General features: G+C 59.4%; 20 protein-coding genes. 11 read left to right on the top strand and 9 right to left on the bottom strand.

What is annotated here, in order from left to right:
* Positions 1 to 24 precede the first annotated feature (24 nt).
* Positions 25 to 801, bottom strand: coding sequence for a CoA-transferase subunit beta (locus KW403_RS04275; RefSeq protein ID WP_223021514.1), 777 nt, complete (start codon positions 799 to 801; stop codon positions 25 to 27).
* The gene (locus tag KW403_RS04280) at positions 798 to 1,655 is read right to left on the bottom strand and encodes a CoA transferase subunit A (RefSeq protein WP_223021515.1); all 858 of its coding nucleotides are present in this window, start codon (positions 1,653 to 1,655) and stop codon (positions 798 to 800) included. The genes KW403_RS04275 and KW403_RS04280 overlap by 4 nt, the downstream gene beginning before the upstream one ends.
* 56 nt (positions 1,656 to 1,711) lie before the next feature.
* On the opposite strand from KW403_RS04280, the gene KW403_RS04285 reads away from it, so the two are divergent.
* Entirely contained in the window at positions 1,712 to 2,518 is an 807-nt protein-coding gene (locus tag KW403_RS04285; protein WP_223021516.1) for an IclR family transcriptional regulator domain-containing protein, read from the top strand.
* A gap of 50 nt (positions 2,519 to 2,568) precedes the next feature.
* Here KW403_RS04285 and KW403_RS04290 read toward each other — a convergent pair whose 3' ends face one another.
* From KW403_RS04290 to KW403_RS04315, 6 genes are all read right to left on the bottom strand, one after another.
* Entirely contained in the window at positions 2,569 to 2,826 is a 258-nt protein-coding gene (locus tag KW403_RS04290) for a hypothetical protein (protein WP_223021517.1), read from the bottom strand.
* A 122-nt stretch (positions 2,827 to 2,948) separates the two neighbouring features.
* On the bottom strand, positions 2,949 to 3,851 hold the full coding sequence (locus KW403_RS04295; RefSeq protein WP_246637888.1) for a LysR family transcriptional regulator: 903 nt from the start codon (positions 3,849 to 3,851) through the stop codon (positions 2,949 to 2,951).
* 575 nt (positions 3,852 to 4,426) lie between these two features.
* Positions 4,427 to 6,670 (bottom strand): heavy metal translocating P-type ATPase, encoded by a 2,244-nt coding sequence (locus KW403_RS04300; protein WP_246637889.1) that lies wholly within the window; start codon positions 6,668 to 6,670, stop codon positions 4,427 to 4,429.
* Between the two features lie 85 nt (positions 6,671 to 6,755).
* Positions 6,756 to 7,916, bottom strand: coding sequence for an N-acetylglucosamine-6-phosphate deacetylase (nagA, locus tag KW403_RS04305; RefSeq protein WP_223021519.1), 1,161 nt, complete (start codon positions 7,914 to 7,916; stop codon positions 6,756 to 6,758).
* Between the two features lie 25 nt (positions 7,917 to 7,941).
* A complete protein-coding gene (locus KW403_RS04310; protein ID WP_223021520.1) occupies positions 7,942 to 8,700 on the bottom strand; it encodes a GntR family transcriptional regulator in 759 nt (252 codons plus the stop codon).
* A complete protein-coding gene (locus tag KW403_RS04315) occupies positions 8,700 to 9,590 on the bottom strand; it encodes a glucosamine kinase nucleotide-binding domain-containing protein (protein ID WP_223021521.1) in 891 nt (296 codons plus the stop codon). The genes KW403_RS04310 and KW403_RS04315 overlap by 1 nt, the downstream gene beginning before the upstream one ends.
* 402 nt (positions 9,591 to 9,992) lie before the next feature.
* Here KW403_RS04315 and KW403_RS04320 point away from each other — a divergent pair, with 402 nt between their 5' ends.
* From KW403_RS04320 to KW403_RS04345, 6 genes are all read left to right on the top strand, one after another.
* Positions 9,993 to 11,249 carry an ABC transporter substrate-binding protein gene (locus tag KW403_RS04320; RefSeq protein ID WP_223021522.1) on the top strand — a complete coding sequence of 419 codons (1,257 nt, stop codon included), beginning with the start codon at positions 9,993 to 9,995 and terminating at the stop codon, positions 11,247 to 11,249.
* 68 nt (positions 11,250 to 11,317) lie between these two features.
* Positions 11,318 to 12,241 carry a carbohydrate ABC transporter permease gene (locus KW403_RS04325; RefSeq protein WP_223021523.1) on the top strand — a complete coding sequence of 308 codons (924 nt, stop codon included), beginning with the start codon at positions 11,318 to 11,320 and terminating at the stop codon, positions 12,239 to 12,241.
* 13 nt (positions 12,242 to 12,254) lie between these two features.
* On the top strand, positions 12,255 to 13,094 hold the full coding sequence (locus KW403_RS04330; protein WP_223021524.1) for a carbohydrate ABC transporter permease: 840 nt from the start codon (positions 12,255 to 12,257) through the stop codon (positions 13,092 to 13,094).
* Positions 13,091 to 14,155, top strand: a complete 1,065-nt coding sequence (locus tag KW403_RS04335; RefSeq protein WP_223021525.1) for a Gfo/Idh/MocA family protein — start codon at positions 13,091 to 13,093, stop codon at positions 14,153 to 14,155. The genes KW403_RS04330 and KW403_RS04335 overlap by 4 nt, the downstream gene beginning before the upstream one ends.
* A gap of 9 nt (positions 14,156 to 14,164) precedes the next feature.
* Positions 14,165 to 15,166, top strand: a complete 1,002-nt coding sequence (locus KW403_RS04340) for an ABC transporter ATP-binding protein (RefSeq protein ID WP_223021526.1) — start codon at positions 14,165 to 14,167, stop codon at positions 15,164 to 15,166.
* A gap of 114 nt (positions 15,167 to 15,280) precedes the next feature.
* Positions 15,281 to 16,045 (top strand): isocitrate lyase/PEP mutase family protein, encoded by a 765-nt coding sequence (locus KW403_RS04345; protein ID WP_223021527.1) that lies wholly within the window; start codon positions 15,281 to 15,283, stop codon positions 16,043 to 16,045.
* Between the two features lie 10 nt (positions 16,046 to 16,055).
* On the opposite strand, the gene KW403_RS04350 is transcribed toward KW403_RS04345, so the two are convergent.
* Positions 16,056 to 16,901: a MurR/RpiR family transcriptional regulator gene (locus KW403_RS04350; protein ID WP_246637890.1), complete on the bottom strand. Its 846-nt coding sequence runs from the start codon at positions 16,899 to 16,901 to the stop codon at positions 16,056 to 16,058.
* Between the two features lie 128 nt (positions 16,902 to 17,029).
* Here KW403_RS04350 and KW403_RS04355 point away from each other — a divergent pair, with 128 nt between their 5' ends.
* The 4 genes from KW403_RS04355 (at position 17,030) to KW403_RS04370 (ending at position 20,867) form a co-directional block, all read left to right on the top strand.
* The gene (locus KW403_RS04355; protein WP_223021529.1) at positions 17,030 to 17,830 is read left to right on the top strand and encodes an N-formylglutamate amidohydrolase; all 801 of its coding nucleotides are present in this window, start codon (positions 17,030 to 17,032) and stop codon (positions 17,828 to 17,830) included.
* Positions 17,831 to 17,894: 64 nt separating this feature from the next.
* Positions 17,895 to 18,404 (top strand): TRAP transporter small permease subunit, encoded by a 510-nt coding sequence (locus tag KW403_RS04360; protein ID WP_223021530.1) that lies wholly within the window; start codon positions 17,895 to 17,897, stop codon positions 18,402 to 18,404.
* On the top strand, positions 18,401 to 19,723 hold the full coding sequence (locus tag KW403_RS04365) for a TRAP transporter large permease (protein ID WP_223021531.1): 1,323 nt from the start codon (positions 18,401 to 18,403) through the stop codon (positions 19,721 to 19,723). Before KW403_RS04360 ends, KW403_RS04365 begins: the two co-directional genes overlap by 4 nt.
* Before the next feature lie 91 nt (positions 19,724 to 19,814).
* Positions 19,815 to 20,867 carry a TRAP transporter substrate-binding protein gene (locus KW403_RS04370; RefSeq protein ID WP_223021532.1) on the top strand — a complete coding sequence of 351 codons (1,053 nt, stop codon included), beginning with the start codon at positions 19,815 to 19,817 and terminating at the stop codon, positions 20,865 to 20,867.
* Positions 20,868 to 20,919 lie beyond the last annotated feature (52 nt).

Raw genomic sequence — 20,919 nt, forward strand, 5'->3', positions numbered from 1 at the left:
CGCGTGCCATGCGGACCAAAAAGATCATGCGCCCTTATGGGCCGCTTCGGTGCGGGCTTTCAAGTCGCGCAATGTCGCAAGTTCGAGTTCCGTGGGCGGTGGCGTCTCTTCCACACCATCGGCAAACCTTACCACCCAACCACAGGTTTCCTGTACCTGGTCGCGCGTGACGCCCGGATGCAGCGAAACGACCGTGAACTCCTTCGTCACCGGATCCGGCTTCCATATCGCAATATCCGTGATGAGCAGCGTTGGCCCCTTGGTGTCGATGCCGAGCCGCTCTCGATGATCGCCACCATCGCCATGTCCAAAGGAGGTGTAGAAGTCGATCTTCTCCACCATGCCCCGCTTCGACTGGGCTAGCGTGATGTAGACTTCCTGCGAGGAGGTGGCGATTTCGGGAGCACCACCGCCGCCGGGAAGCCGCGTCTTCGGGCTGTCATAGTCACCGATGACCGTGGTGTTGATGTTGCCGTATTTGTCGATCTGGGCCGCGCCGAGAAAACCAATGGTAATGCGCCCGCCCTGCAGCCAGTAGCGGAACATTTCCGGCACCGGCACGGTGGTCAACGCGGTATCGCAGAGTTCTCCATCACCGATGGAAAGCGGAAGCACATCAGGCGCCGTGCCGATGGTGCCGGATTCATAAATTAGTGTGATGTCTGGCGCATGGGTAAGCCGTGCAATGTTGCAGGCAGCAGACGGCGCACCGATGCCGACGAAACAGACATCGTCGTTCTTCAGCGCGCGCGAGGCGGCAATGGTCATCATTTCATTTGGGGTGAATTCGGGCTTGCTCATCCTGCGTCCCTCAACTTTTCGACGCGGGCGGCAAAATCCTCGGGCGTCGCATCAAGCACATTCTTCTGCATCCAGTCGCGGAACAGGTCGCGGTCTGCGGCGATCTTGTCCCATTTCAGATATTCGGCGTTGTCACGCGCGTAATAGCCATGGGTGTAGGAGGGATGCGCGCCTCCTGGCACCACGGCGATATCGGTCACCGTCCAGTGGGGCAGTATGGTCAGATTGGGATGCAGGTCGGAGAAGTCGTCAACGACTTCTTCAACGGTCACGACCGCGCGCTTGGCTGCGAGCACGGCTTCTTTCTGGATGCCCACAATGCCCTCGACCAGAACATTGCCCCTCCGGTCGGCTTTCTGCGCATGAATGAAGGTAATGTCGGGCCTCAGCGCCGGGACCGCGGCCAGGCTCTCGCCCGTGAAGGGGCACTCGATGGACCTGATGTTCGGGTTCACACGGGCAAGCTCGGCACCGCGATAACCCCGGAAAATCGCACAGGGAAGCCCCGCCGCGCCCGCCTCATAGGCATTGGCCATGGCGGCGTGGGAGTGCTCCTCGATCTCGATCTTGTGGGGAAAGCCATTCTCCACGGCGTCGCGCATGCGGCGCAGAAGACCGACGCCCGGATTGCCGGCGTAAGAGAAGATCATTTTTTTGGCCAGCCCCATGCCGATCATCTGGTCATAAACCACATCGGGGGTCATCCGGATCAGGGTGAGATCCCGAAAACCCTGGCGGATCGCCTCATGGGCGGCAGCGGTGGGGATGAGATGCGTGAACCCCTCGAAAGCGACACTGTCGCCATTGCCGAGATTCTCAGCGACCGCCTGCGACAGCGGAACAAAACGCGCCATGGCATTCCTCAAAAGTTCGTATTGCGAACATAAGTTTTATATGTGATACTTATTAAATGGAGAACGATACTGTGTCAAATACCCCCGCCACACCTGACGCCCAGGTTTCACGCGATCTCGTGGGCTCGCTGCAGAAGGGGCTTGGCGTTCTCGAGATTCTGGCAAATGCGCCGGACGGCATGACGCTGACGGAAGTGGCGAAGGAGGCCGAACTGACGCGCGCGGGCGCACGACGCCTGTTGCTCACGCTGGTGGCGAGCGGTTATGCCCGTCAGGAGAACCGACAGTTCTTGCTGTCCGCCAGACTGCTTGGCCTGGCACGCACATGGATGGGTGGGGCTGCGCTCTGGCGCTATGCAGAACCCATCATGCGGCGGATTTCTGAAACGCTTGGCGAATCCTGCTCAGCAGCGGTTCTGGAAGGCGAAGAGGTGGTGTACGTCGCCCGGGTAGCGGGAAGACGCATCGTTTCGGTTGCCCTCAACATTGGCACGCGTTTGCCGGCCTACTGCACGTCAATGGGTCGAGTGCTTCTGTCAGACCTGGACGCGCCCGAACTCTCCTGTTTTCTCGCGCAGGCGTCGATCAGCCCCAAGACCGGGAGAACGTTGACGGACCGGGCCGCACTCTCCGAAGCCGTAATGATGGCCGGCGCGCGCGGCTATGCCATTGTCGACCAGGAACTGGAACTCGGCCTGCGGTCGATTGCGGTGCCGGTCCGCAACAAGACGGGACGCATTGCGGCTGCGCTCAACGTCTCCACCCAATCGGCGCGCTTCACCTGTGTCGACATGGAGCAAACAATCCTGCCCGTTTTGCAAGCGGGCGCGCGTGAGATCGAAGACTTTCTCGCTTTGCAGTAATGTCTTGTCACCACTGGCGGTTACCTCGTTCCCGGGGAGACTATGGCGTGTCATGCCGAACTCCTTGATGCTCTGTCAGATTGATCGGGAGATTGCTCGATTGTCTGGCGCATACGGCGCGCAAGTCGCGCCTCCAGCCGGGCTGAGAGAACACGCTCGAGCATGTCGCGTGAACCGGGCAGCGTATGCGCCTTCGACATCGCAAAGAGAGAGTCGACAATGGAAATCTCGTCCTGTGGTGACAGGAGAGCCTCAATTTGCGCATCGGTTTGCGCGTCCGGACGGGCGTTGTGAATCGATCTGCTCATGTTTTGGAATCTTGCGCGCCGAACCTGACGGCAAAGCGGCGGCTGGGTGAAATTTTGACGACAGTTTCTAGGCATCATCACGCCGCGCAGAAGACTGCGCGGCGTTAGGCATGTGCGGGGGTTTATTGACGGGCCAGACTATGCCCGTGATAGGCGGAGGTTGGCGGCGTGAGGCGGTGGAGCTCTCCCTGGAGGAGTTCGAAAATGTCCATAGCCAACCGCAGGTTGAAACGCTTGTCATCAAAGAACATCCCGTACCGGATATCAAGGCCGCCGGGGATGATCTCTGCGCAATCCTCAAGTGACGAGGAATTTCCTTCAAAGACAAACCCGGGCAATGGAGACGCGGCAACGCCGCCGACCACCAGCTTCATAGCGCTTGTGAGATCGTCCACCTCGCCAATCACCTCGTAGGGAACGTTGCGCTGGCGAAGCCAGTCACGCGCGACAATGCCCAAGGGAGATTGCGGATTTGCTAGCACCACGGGTATCGCCGCGGAGTTGCGCTTTATCTGATCAGTCAGACCACGCGCGCCCATCCATCGCATTGAGTAATCGCAGATCAGATCGGGCCCCAGTTCATTGGGGTAGAGTGCGCGAAACGCCGCATCCACCTGCCCCAGATCGTACATTTCTTCCAGTCGTCGGGAATCCGAAATACGCCAGCTCACAGCTTCCTTGATCTTGCCCAGTCGCCCCAGACCGCCGAGGAGCAGCGGGGCCGTGTAGGTGCAGATCCCCACTTTGAGTTTGGAAACATTTTTCTCATACCCGACCGTTCGAAGCCGGCGCTCGAGATCGAGCATTTGCCGAATGAGGCCCGAAATTTCTTCTTTCACGACAATACGGTTGCCGAGCTTCTTGATAAGAGGTGTTCCGATTGCCCGCTCAAGCCGCCCCAAATGCATACTGACCGCTGGCTGGCTGATGCCCAGCTTCTGCGCCGCTCCGGTCAGGCTGCGTGTGTCGATAACCGCTTCTGCGGCTCGCAAAGTTGCGAACGAAAGTCCATCCTGTTTGTGCATGCCCATATGCTCTACGCCTCGCTTGATAAGAGTGGAAATCTGACCCGAAGGACGCCGCCGCGAATGCGGCACGCAACACTGTTGAGAGACGGCAAAGTCCGTCCGTCCGCATCACGCGCTTCATTCGCGTAATGCAGTTTCGAGGCTCTGCGGAAAACGCCCGACACCGGCAGAGAGGCCCCTACCGATACCTCGCCGATCCATCACGTCCGGGGCCTTCATGACCTCAGGCGGAGATCTCCGCAGCGCTAAACACTTGTCCGCTGAAACACACTTTCCCCCAGAATTCGCAACGCCCTCCAACCACCAGATTGGCTAAACGATAACGTATTCCCATTACATATACAACCTATAGTGGTTTATGTGGATATCTTTCCACTCAGGGCAGCGCCATGGATTACCTGAGATATAAATATTATTATTTTACAACACGATAGTGAAAAATAATATCGAGAAAACCAGAGACGGCGCGCGGCGCACGGGCGCTCAAACCAGCATGTATATACGTATACAACCGCGTATAAAAACGCCGGCCAGAAGGCCGGCGTCCGCTCTTCATCAGGCATTCGAAACTGCTAACGTTCCACACGAAAGCCGAGAAGCCGCAAAGCGTTGAGCGTCACAAGAACGGTTGCGCCCGTGTCGGCAAGGATAGCGATCCACAACCCGGTTATACCAAGCACCGTTGTCACCAGGAAAACGGCCTTCAAACCGAGGGCGATGGTGATGTTTTGACGAATATTGACCATCGTCGCCCGTGCCAGGCGCAACATCCCGCCTACATCGCTCACGCGGTTTCGCAGAAGAGCCCCATCCGCCGACTCCAGTGCGACATCAGTGCCCGAACCCATCGCCACCCCGACATCGGCTGTGGCGAGTGCGGGCGCATCATTGATCCCGTCGCCAATCATCATCACCGTATTATTTGCGGTCAGCTCGCGAATGGCAGAAACCTTGTCGTCGGGCAGGAGCTCGGCACGAAACTCCATAGAAAGGCTTCGGGCTATAGCCTCGGCAGTGCGGGCATTGTCTCCGGTGAGCATGACAGACCGCACACCCATTTGAGCAAGTTCACGCATCGCCACAGTTGCATCTTCACGAGGTTCGTCGCGCAAGGCGATCAGCCCACGAAGCGCATTGGCCTGAAAGACGGCGGCAACCGTCTTGCCCTGGGTTTCCAATGCTTCTGTGCGCTGCCAGGCTTCGCGGGTCATCGCCCCCTGTTCTTCCGCATGGCGTGGCGACCCTACAGTCACGGTTTGTCCGTCTATCCGCGCTTCCACTCCGCGACCGGGGATGACCCGAGCATCGCTCGCCGGCTCAACCGACACCCCGAGTTTCTCAGAAAAACTCAAAATGGCCGCCGCGAGGGGATGATTGGACCCCGCCTCAACACTGGCTGCCAGAGACAGAAGGCGACGTTCTTCGCCATCAGGCGACCAGATATCCGTTACCGCAGGCCGCCCCACCGTCAGCGTACCGGTCTTGTCGAGCGCCACCAGATCAACTCGTGCGGCAGCCTCCAGAACAGCGCCACCCTTCAACAGAAGACCGCGACGAGCGCCGGCCGAAAGGGAGGATGCAATAGAAGCAGGGACCGAAATCACCAGTGCACACGGACATCCGATCAAAAGCAAAGCCAGCGCCCGATAGAGCCACACATCCCAGGGAGCAGCCACTGCCAATGGCGGCACCACCGCCACCAGAGCAGCAAGGGCCACGATCGCGGGCATGTAGTAGCGGCTGAACCGATCAATGAAACGCTCGGTGGGCGCACGCGCCTCCTGAGCTTCCTCTACCAGTCGGATAATGCGGGCTATGGTGTTGTCTTCCGGCGCGCGGGTTACACGAACCCTGATCACCGCGTCGGTGACAATCGACCCTGCAAACACCTCCTCCCCTTCGCCCTTCGATTTCGGGACGGATTCGCCGGTCACGGGCGCTTCATCGATCCCTGCAATGCCATCTACGATCTCGCCGTCGGCGGGAATCCTGTCACCCGGTCGCACGACGACGATCTGCCCGATAAAGAGCTCTGACGCCTTTACCTTTCGGGTCTCGCCCTTCTCTTCAATCAGGGCTGTTTTGGGGACCAGATCTCCCAGAGCCCTGATGCCGGCACGGGCGCGATCTGCAGCCACGCCCTCCAGCAGCTCACCGACAGCGAATAGAAAAACCACCAGCGCGGCTTCTTCGGCAGCGCCGATGAACAGCGCGCCTGAAGCCGCCACGCTCATCAACATTTCGATCGTGAAAGGCATGCCAACATGCAGAGCCGCGAACGCCCTGCGCGCGACCGGCGCGACACCGATCAGACAGGCGACCACAAATGCCCACATTCCCATTTCGCCGGGCAGAAAGAACTCGGCTCCCCACGCAGCGGCCAACAACAGGCCGGTCAGGATGACGAGATGTCCCTTCCCTGTGCGATACCAGCTTGCGTTAGCCTCGCCCGCGCCATGCACATGACTGGCGATACCATGCCCCGGTTCCGGTGACCCGGCATCCGGGTGAGGCCGCCCCTTACCACCACAACATGCGCCCACGCTGGCATCTCCACCAGCATCCGCCCGAGCCTTTTGGCGTGCGGAAACCTTGTAGCCCAGCTTTTCGACCATCCGTTCGATGGTTTCCCGTGCGGTCTTGCCCTCATCAAGAGCAAGCGCCAGTGTCTCGGACATGACCGAAACCTTGACATCGCTAACGCCCGGCAGGCGCTCAAGCGCTGTCCGTATCTTGCTGGCGCAATTCGCGCAATCCATACCGCCCACGGTCCAGGAATAGATGTTTGCGGCGTTATCATCCTGTTTCAAGGACACGATGATTCTCCTTGCAGTCAATCAATGACAGCAAGGATAGGAGCTCTAGTCACTAGAGCTTCAAGAGGAAAAATAAAGATTTTGCTCAGAGGAGCGAATACACCGCTTCACCGCCGATCCAGGTCGAAACGACACCTAGATCATCGTCGAGTATGACGAAATCCGCGTCCTTTCCCACCGCAAGACGACCCTTGGAATGATCGAGCCCTATGGCCTGCGCAGGATAAACGCTCACCATGCGCAGCGCCTCTTCAAGCGACAAGCCTACCGTACGGTGAAGATAGACAACCGTGGAGATCATATCGATGTCTGCGCCAGCCAGAGTGCCATCCGCCAGTGTCAGGCGCCCATTTTCCCTCATGATGGTCCGCCCGTTCAGCGTGAAAGACGTCATGTCCGTCCCGATGGTCGACATGGCATCCGTCACGGCGAAGAGGCGCGCCGGGCCATTCTTGGCGCGCAGCGCAACACCGATGGCCACCGGATCGACATGAATGCCATCGGCAATGATTCCCACCCAAAGCTGCCCGCTCTGCAGTGCTGCCCCCACCACGCCCGGCTCACGATGCGCAAGCGGGCTCATCGCATTGAAGAGATGTGTGACAAGCGACGCGCCTGCCTCGGCATAGGCCAGCGCGGTCTTGCAGGTGGTGTTCGTGTGGCCGAGACTGACCTTTACGCCGCCATCCACCAGGGTGCGCACCTGATCGACTGTCACATTTTCCGGTGCAAGCGTCACAATCAACGACGGCAACCCTTTGCGCGCCTCGATCAAGGCGGCAAGATCCCTTTCTTCCATCGGCCGGATGAGGGCCGGGTCGTGGGCACCCTTTCGCTCGATAGAGAGATGCGGCCCCTCCAGGTGTAAACCGAGGAACCCTGGCATGCCGGTGCGCGCAGCCTCCAGACCGGCAGCGATTGAAACGGTCGTCGAATCGCGTGTATCGGTGATCAAAGTCGGCAACAGACCAGTGGTGCCGAACCGCGCATGCGCACGGCAGATCGTGCTGAGCCCTTCCACTCCGCAATCGCCGTCGAACATCACCCCACCACCGCCATTGACCTGAAGATCGATGAAGCCGGGGACAATCATGGCGCCGCCAGCTTCACGCACTGGCAACTCGCGCAGAACGTTTTCACGCGCCTCGACGGCCGAGACCCTGCCATTGTCGACAATCAGAGCATGATCGTCGAACCAGGTTTCCCCGTCAAAAATGCGCGCGCCGGCAAGAGCGAAAGAAGACATGCTGAGTTCCAACTGTCAGAGTGCGTCAGCGCTCGGGAATCTTCAGTTCGGCGACGAAATCGTATGCGTCACCGCGATAGACCGAACGGGTGAATTCGATGACCCGGCCGTTGGGCAGGTAGGAAACGCGCTCAATATAGAGCGCGGCCTCGCCGGGAATGACCTGAAGAAGCGACGCCTCCCGCTCGTCCACGTTCCGGGCGGAAATCCGTTGCGTGGCGCGGCACGGCCGTGCAGACCGCTTGCCAAGCGCATCGTAGAGGGAATCGGTCACTGAAGCCGGATCAGGCAGGAAGCTGCCGATGATGGAGGCACGCTCGATAGCCATCGGCACATCGTCAGCGATGCGCAGCCGCTCCAGTCTTGCGACCGTATCCCCCATTGAGAGGCCCAGCACCATCATTTCGTCGGGTGATGGTGCAGCAACCATGCGCTCCAGCCATTCGGAACGCGAGGATAGCCCGCGCCGCGCCATATCCTCTGTGAACGAGGTGAGAAGCGATAGCGATTGCTCAACCCGTGAAACGGTAGGGGCAACGAATGTGCCGGAACCATGCCGGCGGATGAGGCGTCCCTGCCTGACCAGATCATCGACCGCACGCCGCACGGTGACCCGGCTCAAATCCGTGAGTTCGGCAATGTCGCGCTCCGTGGGCAGCGCCTCACCTTCTTTCAAAATTCCACTGCTAATGGCGTCTTCCAGAAGCCTTTGCAGACGCATGTACAAGGGGCCCGCCCCCATGGAAGCGACCTTGTGCGCACTGAAAAGGCCAGGCGCGGCCATCACCCGTTCTCCCCAACCGCTTGCGGCGGGAATGCGCGCAGCGCCAGTTGAACGGCACCCGACAGCGCATCGCCACGCGGTTCCTGCAGGATGGCGCTATGGCGCGGAGAAAGGCGTTTACGATATTCCCCCGCCAACCCACCCAAGAGGCACAAACGCTCACACCCTTCAAAGACGATTGCGTCCAGCGCCATGGTGATGTCGCGCACTGCGTCAAGAAGGATATCGCGTGCTAGCACGTCACCCTTCTCGTCATGCTCGAACATCAGCGGCGCAAAGGCTCCGTAATCGGCAGGTCGCGCCGTCTGCTGCGCAAACTCGACCATCGCTTCCGGATTCCCTTCAAACCGCTTCATGACAGCGCGGCTGAGCGGGGTGTGCTCTCGCACCCCATCATGCGCAAGAAGCGCCTGCTGCAACAGGGCCCTGCCAATGACCGCCCCACTCGCCTGATCGCCGATCGCAAAACCCCAGCCACCGATGCTCCGCGACACGCCCCCGGCACGTGATAGATAAACGGAACCGGTGCCCAGGATCGCAATCACGCCGTCCTCGTCGCCCAGAGCGCCCTGCAGCGCAATGACGCCATCGTGAACGAACTTCGTATCCGCGAAGGGAAGAGCCTTGGCCAATTCGCGCTGGCGCTCACCGACATTGATGCCGGCCAGGCCCAGAAAGGCCGGGATCGACTTAAGCGGCAGACCTTCAAGGCCCGCATCGCAGACAGCTTCACGCGCGGCAGCGGCGATGTTCTCGCCGATCGTATCAGACGTGGTGAAGATATTGGCGGACCCGCGTTTGCCGCGTCCCAAAACCCGCCCCTCGGCGTCAGCCAGGGCCGCGCGGCAACTGGTTCCCCCACCATCGATCGCTATGACATGTCCACTCATATCCTCTCCTCGCGGACATAATACCAAAAAGATACCTCTAGGAAACAACAAAAATCCCGCGCCCTCGAAATCTTGATAAACCATTATAAATATGGAAAAAAACAGTTCTTTACTCAAATCAGCCGCTCAATCTTCCGATTTCACTCTGGACAAATGGTATCTTTTTGGCCTTTAATTTCTTCATTGGAGGATACAGAGGGGTCCGGGAGCAGCGCGTATAAGGGGCACAGAAGAAAAATCCCGTACACGCACAGACTTTCCGGAAGCGCTGACAAGGCTTTGTGGGGTCCGCGACCCCGCCGGGGTTACCTCCATCAGACGAGTTCAGCAGCGCCATGAGCGCGCTCCATGTTTGCACACCGAGCCATGGAGATGCCTCTTGAGCAAAACAGGGAGACTACAATGATGAAATCCACCAAACTGGCATTGCTTGCCGCAACCATGCTGGGTACGACCGGCACGGCCATGGCACAGGATGCCGAACTCACCATCGAAAGCTGGCGCAACGACGACCTGACAATCTGGCAGGAAAAACTGATCCCGGCCTTTGAGGCCAAGCATCCCGGCATCAAGGTGACCTTTGCTCCGAGCGCGCCGACCGAATACAATGCCGTTCTCAATTCCAAGCTTGACGCCGGAACGGCGGGCGACCTCGTCACATGCCGCCCGTTCGATGCCTCGCTCAGCCTTTATGAAAAAGGCCACCTGACAGATCTCAAGGACCTTGAGAACATGTCGAACTTCTCCGACGTGGCCAAGGCCGCATGGAGCACGGACGATGGCTCGGCCACCTTCTGCGTGCCAATGGCTTCCGTGATCCACGGCTTCATCTACAATGCCGACGCCTTTGAAGAGCTTGGCATCGAAGCGCCGAAAACCAACGAGGAATTCTACGCGGTTCTCGAGAAGATCAAGGAAGACGGCACCTATATTCCGATGGCCATGGGCGCCAAGGATCAATGGGAGGCCGCGACGATGGGCTACACCAATATTGGTCCGAACTACTGGAAGGGCGAGGAAGGCCGTCTCGCGCTGATCGCAGGTGAGCAGAAGCTCACCGATGAACAGTGGGTCACACCGCTCGCCGAGATCGCCAAATGGGCGCCATATCTCGGTGACGGCTATGAGGCGCAGGCCTATCCCGACAGCCAGAACCTCTTCACGCTTGGACGTGCGGCCATCTTTCCGGCCGGTTCCTGGGAAATCGCCATCTTCAACGAGCAGGCCGATTTCAAACTGGGCGCATTCCCGCCACCGGTGCAGAATGCAGGCGACGAGTGCTACATTTCCGACCACACGGATATCGGCATCGGCATGAATGCCAAGACCGCAAATACTGAAGCCGCGCGCACCTTCCTCAACTGGGTCGGCTCGGCTGAGTTCGCGTCGCTCTATGCCAACTCTCTGCCGGGCTTCTTCTCGCTCTCCAACGAAACCGTGGAGATGGAAGACCCGCTTGCCAAGGAATTCGTCTCCTGGCGTGAAAACTGCAAATCGACCATCCGCCCCGCACACCAGATCCTCTCGCGCGGCACGCCGAACCTTTGGAACGAGATGTGGAACGTCTCAGCCAATGTCCTGCGTGGCGCACAATCGCCAGAAGATGGTGCGAAGCAGCTGCAGGACGGCCTGGCCGGCTGGTACGAGCCTCAGCAGTAAATCCTGATCCCTGAACAGGAAGCCGGGTCCGCCACACGTGCGGGCCCGGCGCCTTAGAGAGACGTTCCATGGCCCAAGCGACCAAGAAGTCCCGACGCTGGCACATTGCCGTGTTTCTGGCCCCAGCCGTTTTGATCTACACGGCGATCATGATCATCCCGCTGTTCAGTACGCTTCAACTGGCCATGTACAGCGATGTGGAGAACAGTCAGGTCTTTGTCGGCCTTCAGAATTTCCGGGCGTTGTTCGGGGATCCGCAATGGTCGGACCAGTTCTGGAATGCGCTCAAGAACAACACCTGGTTTTTCATCGTTCATATGATCGTGCAGAACCCGATCGGCATTCTTCTGGCGGCCCTTTTGTCGAGTCCCCGGTTGAGAATGCGGTCTTTCTATCGCACGGCCATCTTCATTCCCACGATCCTTTCCTTCGTGATTGCGGGGTTTGCCTGGAAGCTCATCCTGAGCCCACTTTGGGGCGTCGCGCCGAACCTGCTGGATTTCGTTGGCTTGAAAAGCCTGTTCCAGCCATGGCTGGGCAAAGAAGCCTATGCGCTGACAACCCTGGCGCTGATCTCGGTCTGGCAGTTCGTCGGCATCCCGATGATGCTCATTTATGCCGCACTTCTTTCTATTCCCGACGAGCTTCTGGAAGCCGCCGAGTGCGACGGCATCACCGGCATGTCGCAATTCTGGAAGGTGAAGCTGCCACTGATATTGCCGGCAATCGGCATCATCTCGATCCTGACGTTTGTCGGCAACTTCAACGCGTTCGACCTGATCTACGCGACACAGGGCGCGCTGGCGGGGCCAGATTTCTCGACTGATATTCTTGGCACGTTCATGTTCCGCACCTTCTTCGGCTTCCAGCTTCAGCTTGGCGACCCGAATCTTGGCGCGGCGATTGCGACCGCCATGTTCGCCATCATTCTCATCGGCGTGTCGATCTATCTGTTCGGCATCCAGACGCGGCTGCGCCGCTACCAGTTCTGAGCGGGAGAGACCGATGAGCACAGCCAGACACTCCCCCGTCCGCTCCATCGCCGCCCATGCGGTGCTGGCGGCATACACGATCATCGCGCTCTTCCCGGTGTTCGTGATCGTCATCAACGCCTTCAAGTCGCGCAAGGCGATCTTCCGCACCCCCCTGGAACTGCCCAATGCGGAAACCTTCAGCCTGATCGGTTTCGAAACGGTTCTGAAACAGGGTGATTTCCTGCTCTATTTCCAGAACAGCTTCGTGGTCACCGTCGTGTCACTCTTCATGGTGCTCCTGTTCGGTGCGATGGCCGCTTTCGCGCTTGCCGAATACCGCTTCAAGGGCAATTCGTTGATGGGCCTTTATCTGGCGCTTGGCATCATGATCCCGATCCGGCTGGGCACCGTCGCGATCCTGCAGATGATGGCGGCGTCCGGCCTCGTCAATACGCTGACTTCGCTCATTCTGGTCTACACGGCGCAGGGCCTGCCTCTCGCCATCTTCATCCTGTCGGAGTTCATGCGGCAGGTTTCTGATGACCTGAAAAACGCCGGTCGGATCGACGGGCTCAGCGAGTACCGCATCTTCTTCCGCCTCGTCCTGCCGCTCGTGCGGCCCGCCATGGCGACGGTCGCGGTCTTCACCATGATCCCCATCTGGAACGATCTCTGGTTCCCGCTGATCCTGGCACCGGCCGAAGCAACGAAAACCATCACGCTCGGCGCGCAGGTCTTCATCGGCCAGTTCGTGACCAACTGGAACGCGGTTCTGGCGGCACTTTCGCTCGCCATCCTGCCGGTGCTGATCCTCTATCTGATCTTCTCGCGCCAGCTCATCCGCGGCATCACATCGGGAGCAGTCAAATGAGTGCGCAGACAAAGCCCGTGCGGGTGCTGGTCGCAGGACTTGGCAATATGGGCATGAGCCATGCGCTCGCCTATCATGCCAATCCCGGTTTCGAGGTTGTGGGGCTTGTGAGCCGCTCAAAACCGGACTTGCCGGATGCGCTGAAAGGCTACCCGCATTCGACGGACTTCGAGGAGGCGCTGGCCAAGACAAAACCGGACCTGGCCTCGATCAACACCTATTCGGACAGCCATGCCCCCTATGCCATCGCGGCGATGGAGGCTGGCGCACATGTCTTCGTTGAGAAGCCGCTGGCAACGAATGTCGCCGATGCGCGGCGCGTGGTGGAAGTGGCAAAGGCGCACAAGCGCAAGCTCGTGGTGGGCTATATTCTTCGCCATCACCCCTCTTGGGTAAAACTGATCGAAGAGGCGCGAGGGCTTGGCGGTCCTTACGTGTTCCGGCTCAACCTCAACCAGCAATCCTCCGGTCCGACCTGGATGACGCACAAACAGCTCATGCAAACGACACCACCCATCGTCGACTGCGGCGTGCACTATGTGGACGTGATGTGCCAGATCACCGATGCGAAGCCGGTCAAGGTGCGCGGGATGGGGGTTCGGCTTTCCGAAGAGATCGCCCCGGACATGTACAATTACGGACACTTCCAGGTGATGTTCGACGATGGCTCGGTGGGCTGGTACGAGGCCGGCTGGGGGCCGATGATGTCGGAAACCGCCTTCTTCGTGAAAGACATCGTATCCCCCAATGGCTGCGTCTCCATCGTCATGGACGAAGGCGCGAAGTCGGATGACATCGACGCGCACACACAGACATCGCGCATCCGCGTTCACAGGGCAGAGACCGACGCCAGCGGCCGTTTCGCCCGAGAAGATACGCTTCTGTCAATGGACGGCGAGCCGGGGCATCAGGAACTGTGCGACCGCGAGCAGGCCTTCATGCTGAAAGCCATCCGCGAAGACATCGACCTTTCACGGCACATGAACGACGCCGTGCAATCCCTCAACATCTGCCTCGCCGCCGACGAAAGCGTGCGAAGCGGCAAGGAAATCGAACTTTAGGACGGAACCGTGGGCTCACTCGCACTCAAGAACATCACCAAGTCGTTCGGCCAGGTCGACGTCATCAAGGGCGTGGACCTCGAAGTTCAGGACGGCGAATTCGTCATCTTTGTCGGCCCGTCCGGCTGTGGCAAATCCACCCTTCTACGCATCATCGCCGGGCTTGAAGATGCCAGTGGCGGGAGCGTGGAAATCGACGGTTCGGAGGTAAGCTCGACGCCACCATCGAAGCGCGGCATCGCCATGGTGTTCCAGACCTACGCGCTCTATCCGCACCTGACCGTGCGCGACAATATGAGCCTCGGCCTCAAACAGGCAAAGCATCCGGCCGCACACATTGCCGAACGTGTGGACTTTGCTTCGAAGATGCTGTCGCTCGAACCCTATCTCGACCGGCGCCCGGCGGAGCTTTCCGGCGGGCAGCGCCAGCGCGTCGCCATCGGCCGCGCCGTGGTTCGCAAGCCCAAGCTCTTCCTTTTCGACGAGCCGCTTTCCAATCTCGATGCAGCACTGCGCGTCAACACGCGGCTGGAAATCGCACGCCTTCACCGGGAACTGGGCGCCACGATGGTCTATGTGACTCATGATCAGACCGAGGCCATGACGCTGGCAGACCGCATCGTCGTTCTGAATGGCGGGAAGATCGAGCAGGTGGGCACGCCCATGGAGCTCTACAATGACCCGGCCAATCTTTTCGTCGCCGGTTTCATCGGTTCACCTCAGATGAATTTCATCGAGGCCAGCCACCTCTCCCGCGAAGATGCCAAGACGATCGGCATCCGCCCCGAGCACATTTCCATCGTGCCCTCAGGAGGAGACATTTCCGGCCGCGTCTCCCACATCGAGCATCTGGGAGCGGATACCAATGTCTATCTCGATTGCGGTACTGCAGGACTGGTCTGTGCGCGGCTCTTCGGCGAACAGAATTTTGACATCGACAGCACGGTGCATGCCAAGTTCGACGACAACCGCGTCTTCCGTTTCGACGACAAGGGTCAGGCCATTCGCTAAGAGCAGGAGCCCCATCCGTCAAGGTGTTGGCAGGCAATCGAGGCGCTTCTGGCGCAATTCAGGACACAAGGCTTGTGGCATAATTTCCTGCCCTTGAGGAGCAGGAGCACTGACGTGAGCCAGATTGATCGAGCACGCACCTTCCACGCCCTTCACGTGAAGGGCGATCCGCTCATCCTGTACAATATCTGGGACGCCGGTTCGGCTGCCGCCGTCGCTGAAGCGGGGGCGCGGTCCGTGGCTACGGGGAGCTGGTCGGTTGCCGCCGCCCATGGCTATGGCGATGGCGAGAAAATCCCCGTCGAGCTTCTGGCTAAGGTGACCAGACGCATCTCGGAGACGGTGGAGCTGCCGCTTTCCGTCGACTTCGAGGGAGCCTATGCCACCGATCCAACGGATGCGGCCGAAAATGTGTCCCACATTCTCGACGCAGGTGCAGTGGGCATCAATTTCGAGGATCAGATCGTCGGCGGCGATGGTCTTCACTCATTGGCCGATCAGGCAAAACGCATCGGTGCCATCCGCGCAATGGCGGAGACGCGTGGCGTGCCGCTCTTCATCAACGCGCGAACCGATCTCTTCCTTAAGGAAAGTGACCGCAACCGTCACGCCGCGCTCCTGGCCGAGGCGAAAGAGCGGGCCAAGGCTTTCGCGGATGCTGGCGCCAGCGGTTTCTTCGCTCCTGCGCTGGTCGATCAGGCGTTGATTGAAGAGCTTTGTGAGGCCTCCCCGCTGCCGGTCAACATCATGGCCATGAAGACGGCTCCGGATGCCACGACACTTGGCCGGCTGGGGGTCGCCCGTATAAGCCACGGGCCCGGCCCCTATCGCGCCGCGATGGCGTGGCTCAGGGAAGCCGCGACGGCAGTGTACAGATAGGCCTGTCGGTTCACTCCCCAGCGGGAGGCTTGTTCCAGTGAATATGCTCCAGTGCCTGGATGCGCTCGCGCGCCGTATCCCAATCCCGATGGGAGACACGGTCGATGATTGCCTCGACCAGCGCCATAAGAACGACACCGGAATCCCAGGTGCGTCCTGAATCGATTGCACAGGGAAGAACGACCTTCGCATAGCGCGAAATCGGCGACAGCCAACTGTCCGTGACCAACACGATGCGTGCCTTGCGCTCGCATAGAAGCTCACTCAGATGCACCAGATCACGCTGGTAGCGACGAATATCGAAGAGAACCACGACATCGCCCGCCTTCACATCCAGCAATTGATCATCCCAGGTGGAGGTCTGGTCCTGAAAGCGGCGCACATTGGGTCGAACAATGCGCAGATGCGATGCCATATACCGGGCAATGGCATCGCTGAAACGCCCACCGAGCGTGTAACAGGCTGCCTTCGGGTCAGATAGCAGGGCACAGGCTGCTTCAAATTCGCTCTCGGGAATTGCTTCAAGAGTGGCTTGAATATTGGCCGTGGCCCGCGAGAAATAGGAACCGAGAGCCGACCCATCGAGATTGCGCGCTGCGGAGCTGTCTCCCTTTTCAAGCGGAGACAGCAATTCCGCCTGAATTTCGGTCCGCAGGGCACGCTGAAATTCCGGATAGCCGGAAAAGCCGAGCCGCGACACGAAGCGCAGAACCGTCGGCGCACTGGTGCCGGCGAGACCCGCAAATTCAGCGACCGTGGAAAGGCCGCTGCTGGGATAGTGGGCAAGAAAGGCGTGAGCCACCTTGCGCTCGGCGTCGGTCATCTGACCGAGTGCCTCATGAACCTGTTCTTTCAAGCCCAAACGCGTCTCTCCAAAAGATGCTGGAATCTCTTCCGTAATAGAAATTACATAATTGACAAAATCCTCGCAATGCTAATCAATATTACAATGCGACCAAGAGAGCACAGGTGCCTGGAGGTTTGATGACCGGCGCGCTGCTTGCCCCATCGGAGGGTGAACCATTTCAGATCGAGCGCGCGGACGGGCGTTCGCCCGTCATACTCGTCTGCGAGCACGCCTCATGCACAATTCCCGCGTCGCTCTCGACGCTCGGCGTGAAGCCGGACACTCTGACAAGTCATGCCGCTTGGGACATCGGAGCGCTGGCGACGGCACGGAAGCTGTCAGCCCTGCTCGATGCCCCACTTATCCACCAGCGGTTCTCGCGGCTTGTCTATGATTGCAATCGCCCCCCGGACGCAGCCGACAGCATTCCTGAGCGAAGCGAGGTTCATGCAATTCCCGGCAACCGCGACCTTCCAGACGCGGCACGCCAACAACGCGTTGCCGAGATCTATGAACCGTTTCGTCAAGCGCTGGCCGATCTGATCGCGGCGCGAACGGCCCCCGCCAGGCAAACTGTGATCGTCACCATCCATTCATATACACGCGTATATTTCGGTGTGGAACGGCATCGCGCGATCGGATTGCTGCATGACCGCGACCGCCGTTTGGCAGACGCGATGCTGGCACTGGCCGAAGAAAACGGCATCTCCAACACAATGCGCAACTATCCCTATGGACCGGACGACGGCGTGACGCACACCTTGCGTCTGCATGCAGTCCAGCATGGCCTGCTCAACGTGATGATCGAATATTGCAGCGATCTGATCGACACCGACCAAGGGCAGGACGAATGGGCAAAGCGCACGGCAAGGCTGCTTGAGACAGCACTGCAGCGATTTCACATCGACCTTTACGAAGCCGGACCACAACAAGCCTGACAAGAACAGGCCGGCATCACAACAGAGCGGGAACAACAGGAGCAAAAATGGGAGACCGGAGCCGATGCCGAACGCCATAAGGCGCTATGTGCGCCTGATCGACCGGACGAACCACTATGTCGGTCTCGTGGTCATGTACATGATCTTCCTGATGATCGGCATTCTGCTTTATTCATCGATCATGAAGACAGTGGCCATACCGCCTTTGTGGACACTGGAAATGGCCCAGTTCGCCATGGTTGCCTACTACATGGTCGGCGGCGGCTGGGCGCTGCAGAATGACGCGCATGTGCGGATGGACCTGATCTATGCACGCTGGTCGCCGCGCACGAAGGCGATTGTCGATTCCATCACCGTCTTGTTTCTGATTTTCTATCTCTCCCTGCTTCTTTATGGCGGGTTCTCCTCCACTGCCTATGCGCTGAAATACGGTGAAACCAGCTATTCGGCCTGGTCGCCCTATATGGCGCCCATCAAGATCATCATGTGCATCGGCATCGCGCTGACGCTGCTTCAGGCCATGGCGCAACTCTTCAGGGATATTGCGCGGGTGCGCGGGGAGGAACTGTCATGAGCTATGAACTGACAGCGATCCTCATGTTCACCGGCATGATGGGTCTGCTTTTGACGGGGCAGCGCGTCTTTGGCGCCATTGGCTTCATTGCCGTTGCCTTCGCGCTGCTGCTATGGGGGACGGGTGGTTCCGAGATCGCGTTTTCCGCTGCCATGAAGCTGATGAAATGGTATGCGCTGCTGACGCTGCCGCTCTTCATCTATATGGGTTACATGCTGTCGGAATCGGGCATTGCCGACGATCTCTACAAGATGTTCCATGTCTGGTTCGGCCCGGTGCGCGGCGGGCTTGCCATCGGAACGATTGCGCTCATGGTGGTCATCTCGGCCATGAACGGCCTGTCGGTTGCCGGCATGGCCATCGGCGCAACCATCGCGCTGCCGGAACTGCTTAGACGCGGCTACGACAAGATCATGGTGACCGGCGTTATCCAGGCAGGCTCATCGCTCGGCATTCTCGTGCCGCCCAGCGTGGTGCTCGTGCTTTATGCAATGATCGCGCGCCAGCCGGTCGGCCAGCTCTGGCTGGCAGGCGTGTTTCCCGGCCTGCTCATGGCGGGGCTTTTCATTCTCTACATCGCGATCCGGTGCTGGCTGCAGCCCAATCTCGGGCCTGTGCTTCCTGCCGAAGAGCGCCGCATCCCAATGTCCGAAAAGCTCAAGCTCCTGTCTGCCGGCATTCTGCCCTTCATGATCTTCTTCCTGATGACCGGGCTTTTCGTCATGGGCGTCACCAGCCTTGTCGAGAGCTCCGCCATCGGTGCGGTCTCGGCAACCGCTGCCGCGGCGATCCGCGGGCGCCTCACTTTGAAGGTGATCCACGACACGGTGCGCAAGACGCTTTCGGTCTCGTGCATGTTCATGTGGATCATTCTTGCTGCTCTGTGCTTCGGAGCCGTCTTCGACGGACTGGGCGCGGTACGGGCTATCGAGGGGTTTTTCTTGGATCAGCTTGGTCTCTCGCCATGGGAGGTACTGATCCTGATGCAGCTTTCCTATCTCATAATGGGCATGTTTCTGGACGATACGGCGATGCTCGTCATCGTCGCGCCGCTCTATGTGCCCCTGGTCAAGCTGCTCGGCTTCGACCTCATCTGGTACGGCGTGCTCTACACGATCACCTGCCAGATCGCCTACATGACCCCGCCCTTCGGCTACAATCTCTTCCTCATGCGGGCCATGGCGCCGCCAGAGATCGGGCTTGGAGACATCTACCGATCCATTATCCCGTTCGTGGCGGTGATGGTGTTCGCGCTCATCATTGTCATGGTCTTTCCGCAGATCGCGCTCTGGCTTCCGGAGCATGTCTATGCGCGCTGAAACCGCACAACCAAGGAGGTGACGACCAGAACAAGCCTGCGGCAATGCCCGGCGATAACGACCGGGAAAACAACCAGAGGAGTGAACGAAGATGCAAAACAGACGCGACTTTCTGAAGAAAGCGGGCATGGCATCGGCGGCTGCAGCCGGCACGACGGCTCTTGCAACGCCCTATGTTCATGCGCAAAGCCCAATCCGCTGGCGGCTGCAGACCTATGCCGGCGCCGCCCTTGCCGAGCATGTCGTCAAACCGGCCATCGACGCCTTCAACAAGGCAGCCAATGGCGAGATGGAAATCGAGCTGTACTATGCCGACCAACTGGTGCCGACGGGCGAACTGTTCCGCGCCATGCAGAATGGCACGATCGACGCCGTGCAGTCGGATGACGATTCCATGGCAGCGCCGGTCGATGTATCGGTTTTCGGCGGCTATTTCCCCTTTGCCACGCGCTATTCGCTCGATGTGCAGGCGCTGTTCTACAAGCACGGCCTGGCCGAGATCTGGGAAGAGGCCTATGGCGAAGTGGAAGGCGTGACGTGGCTTTCGGCTGGCTCATGGGACCCGTGCCATTTCAACACCAAGGAGCCCATCAAGAGCCTCGAGGATCTGAAGGGCAAGCGTGTCTTTACCTTCCCGACAGCCGGCAAGTTCCTTTCCCGCTTCGGCGTCGTGCCCGTCACGCTTCCATGGGAAGACGTGGAGGTGGCCGTGCAGACGGGCGAGCTCGACGGCATCGCCTGGTCGGGCATCACCGAGGACTACACGGTGGGCTGGGCCGAAGTGACGCCCTATCTGCTCACCAACAATATCTGCGGTGCCTGGGTAGGCTCCTTCTTCGCCAATTCGGACCGCTGGAACGAGGTGCCGGATCATCTCAAGCAGCTCTTCCGGCTGGCGATGGATTCTTCCCACTATTACCGCCTGCACTGGTACTGGGCCGGCGAAGCGGATCTGCGCGTCAATGGCGGCAAGATGGAACTCACCACCATCCCCGACGCGGAATGGGCGACCGTGGAAGCCGAGGCAGAGAAATTCTGGGATGAGATCGCTGCCGAAGGCGGGCGCAAGGAGCGTGTGGTTCAGATCCTGCGCAACTATCGTACCCTCATGCAGAAGGCCGGTCCGCCCTATCGCTACGGCTGATCCGAAACAGACACATGGCCCCGGACACGCTGCCGGGGCCATTCCCATCACC

The sequence above is a fragment of the Nitratireductor kimnyeongensis genome (assembly GCF_019891395.1).
In the GTDB taxonomy this organism is placed as follows: Bacteria; Pseudomonadota; Alphaproteobacteria; order Rhizobiales; family Rhizobiaceae; genus Nitratireductor; species Nitratireductor kimnyeongensis.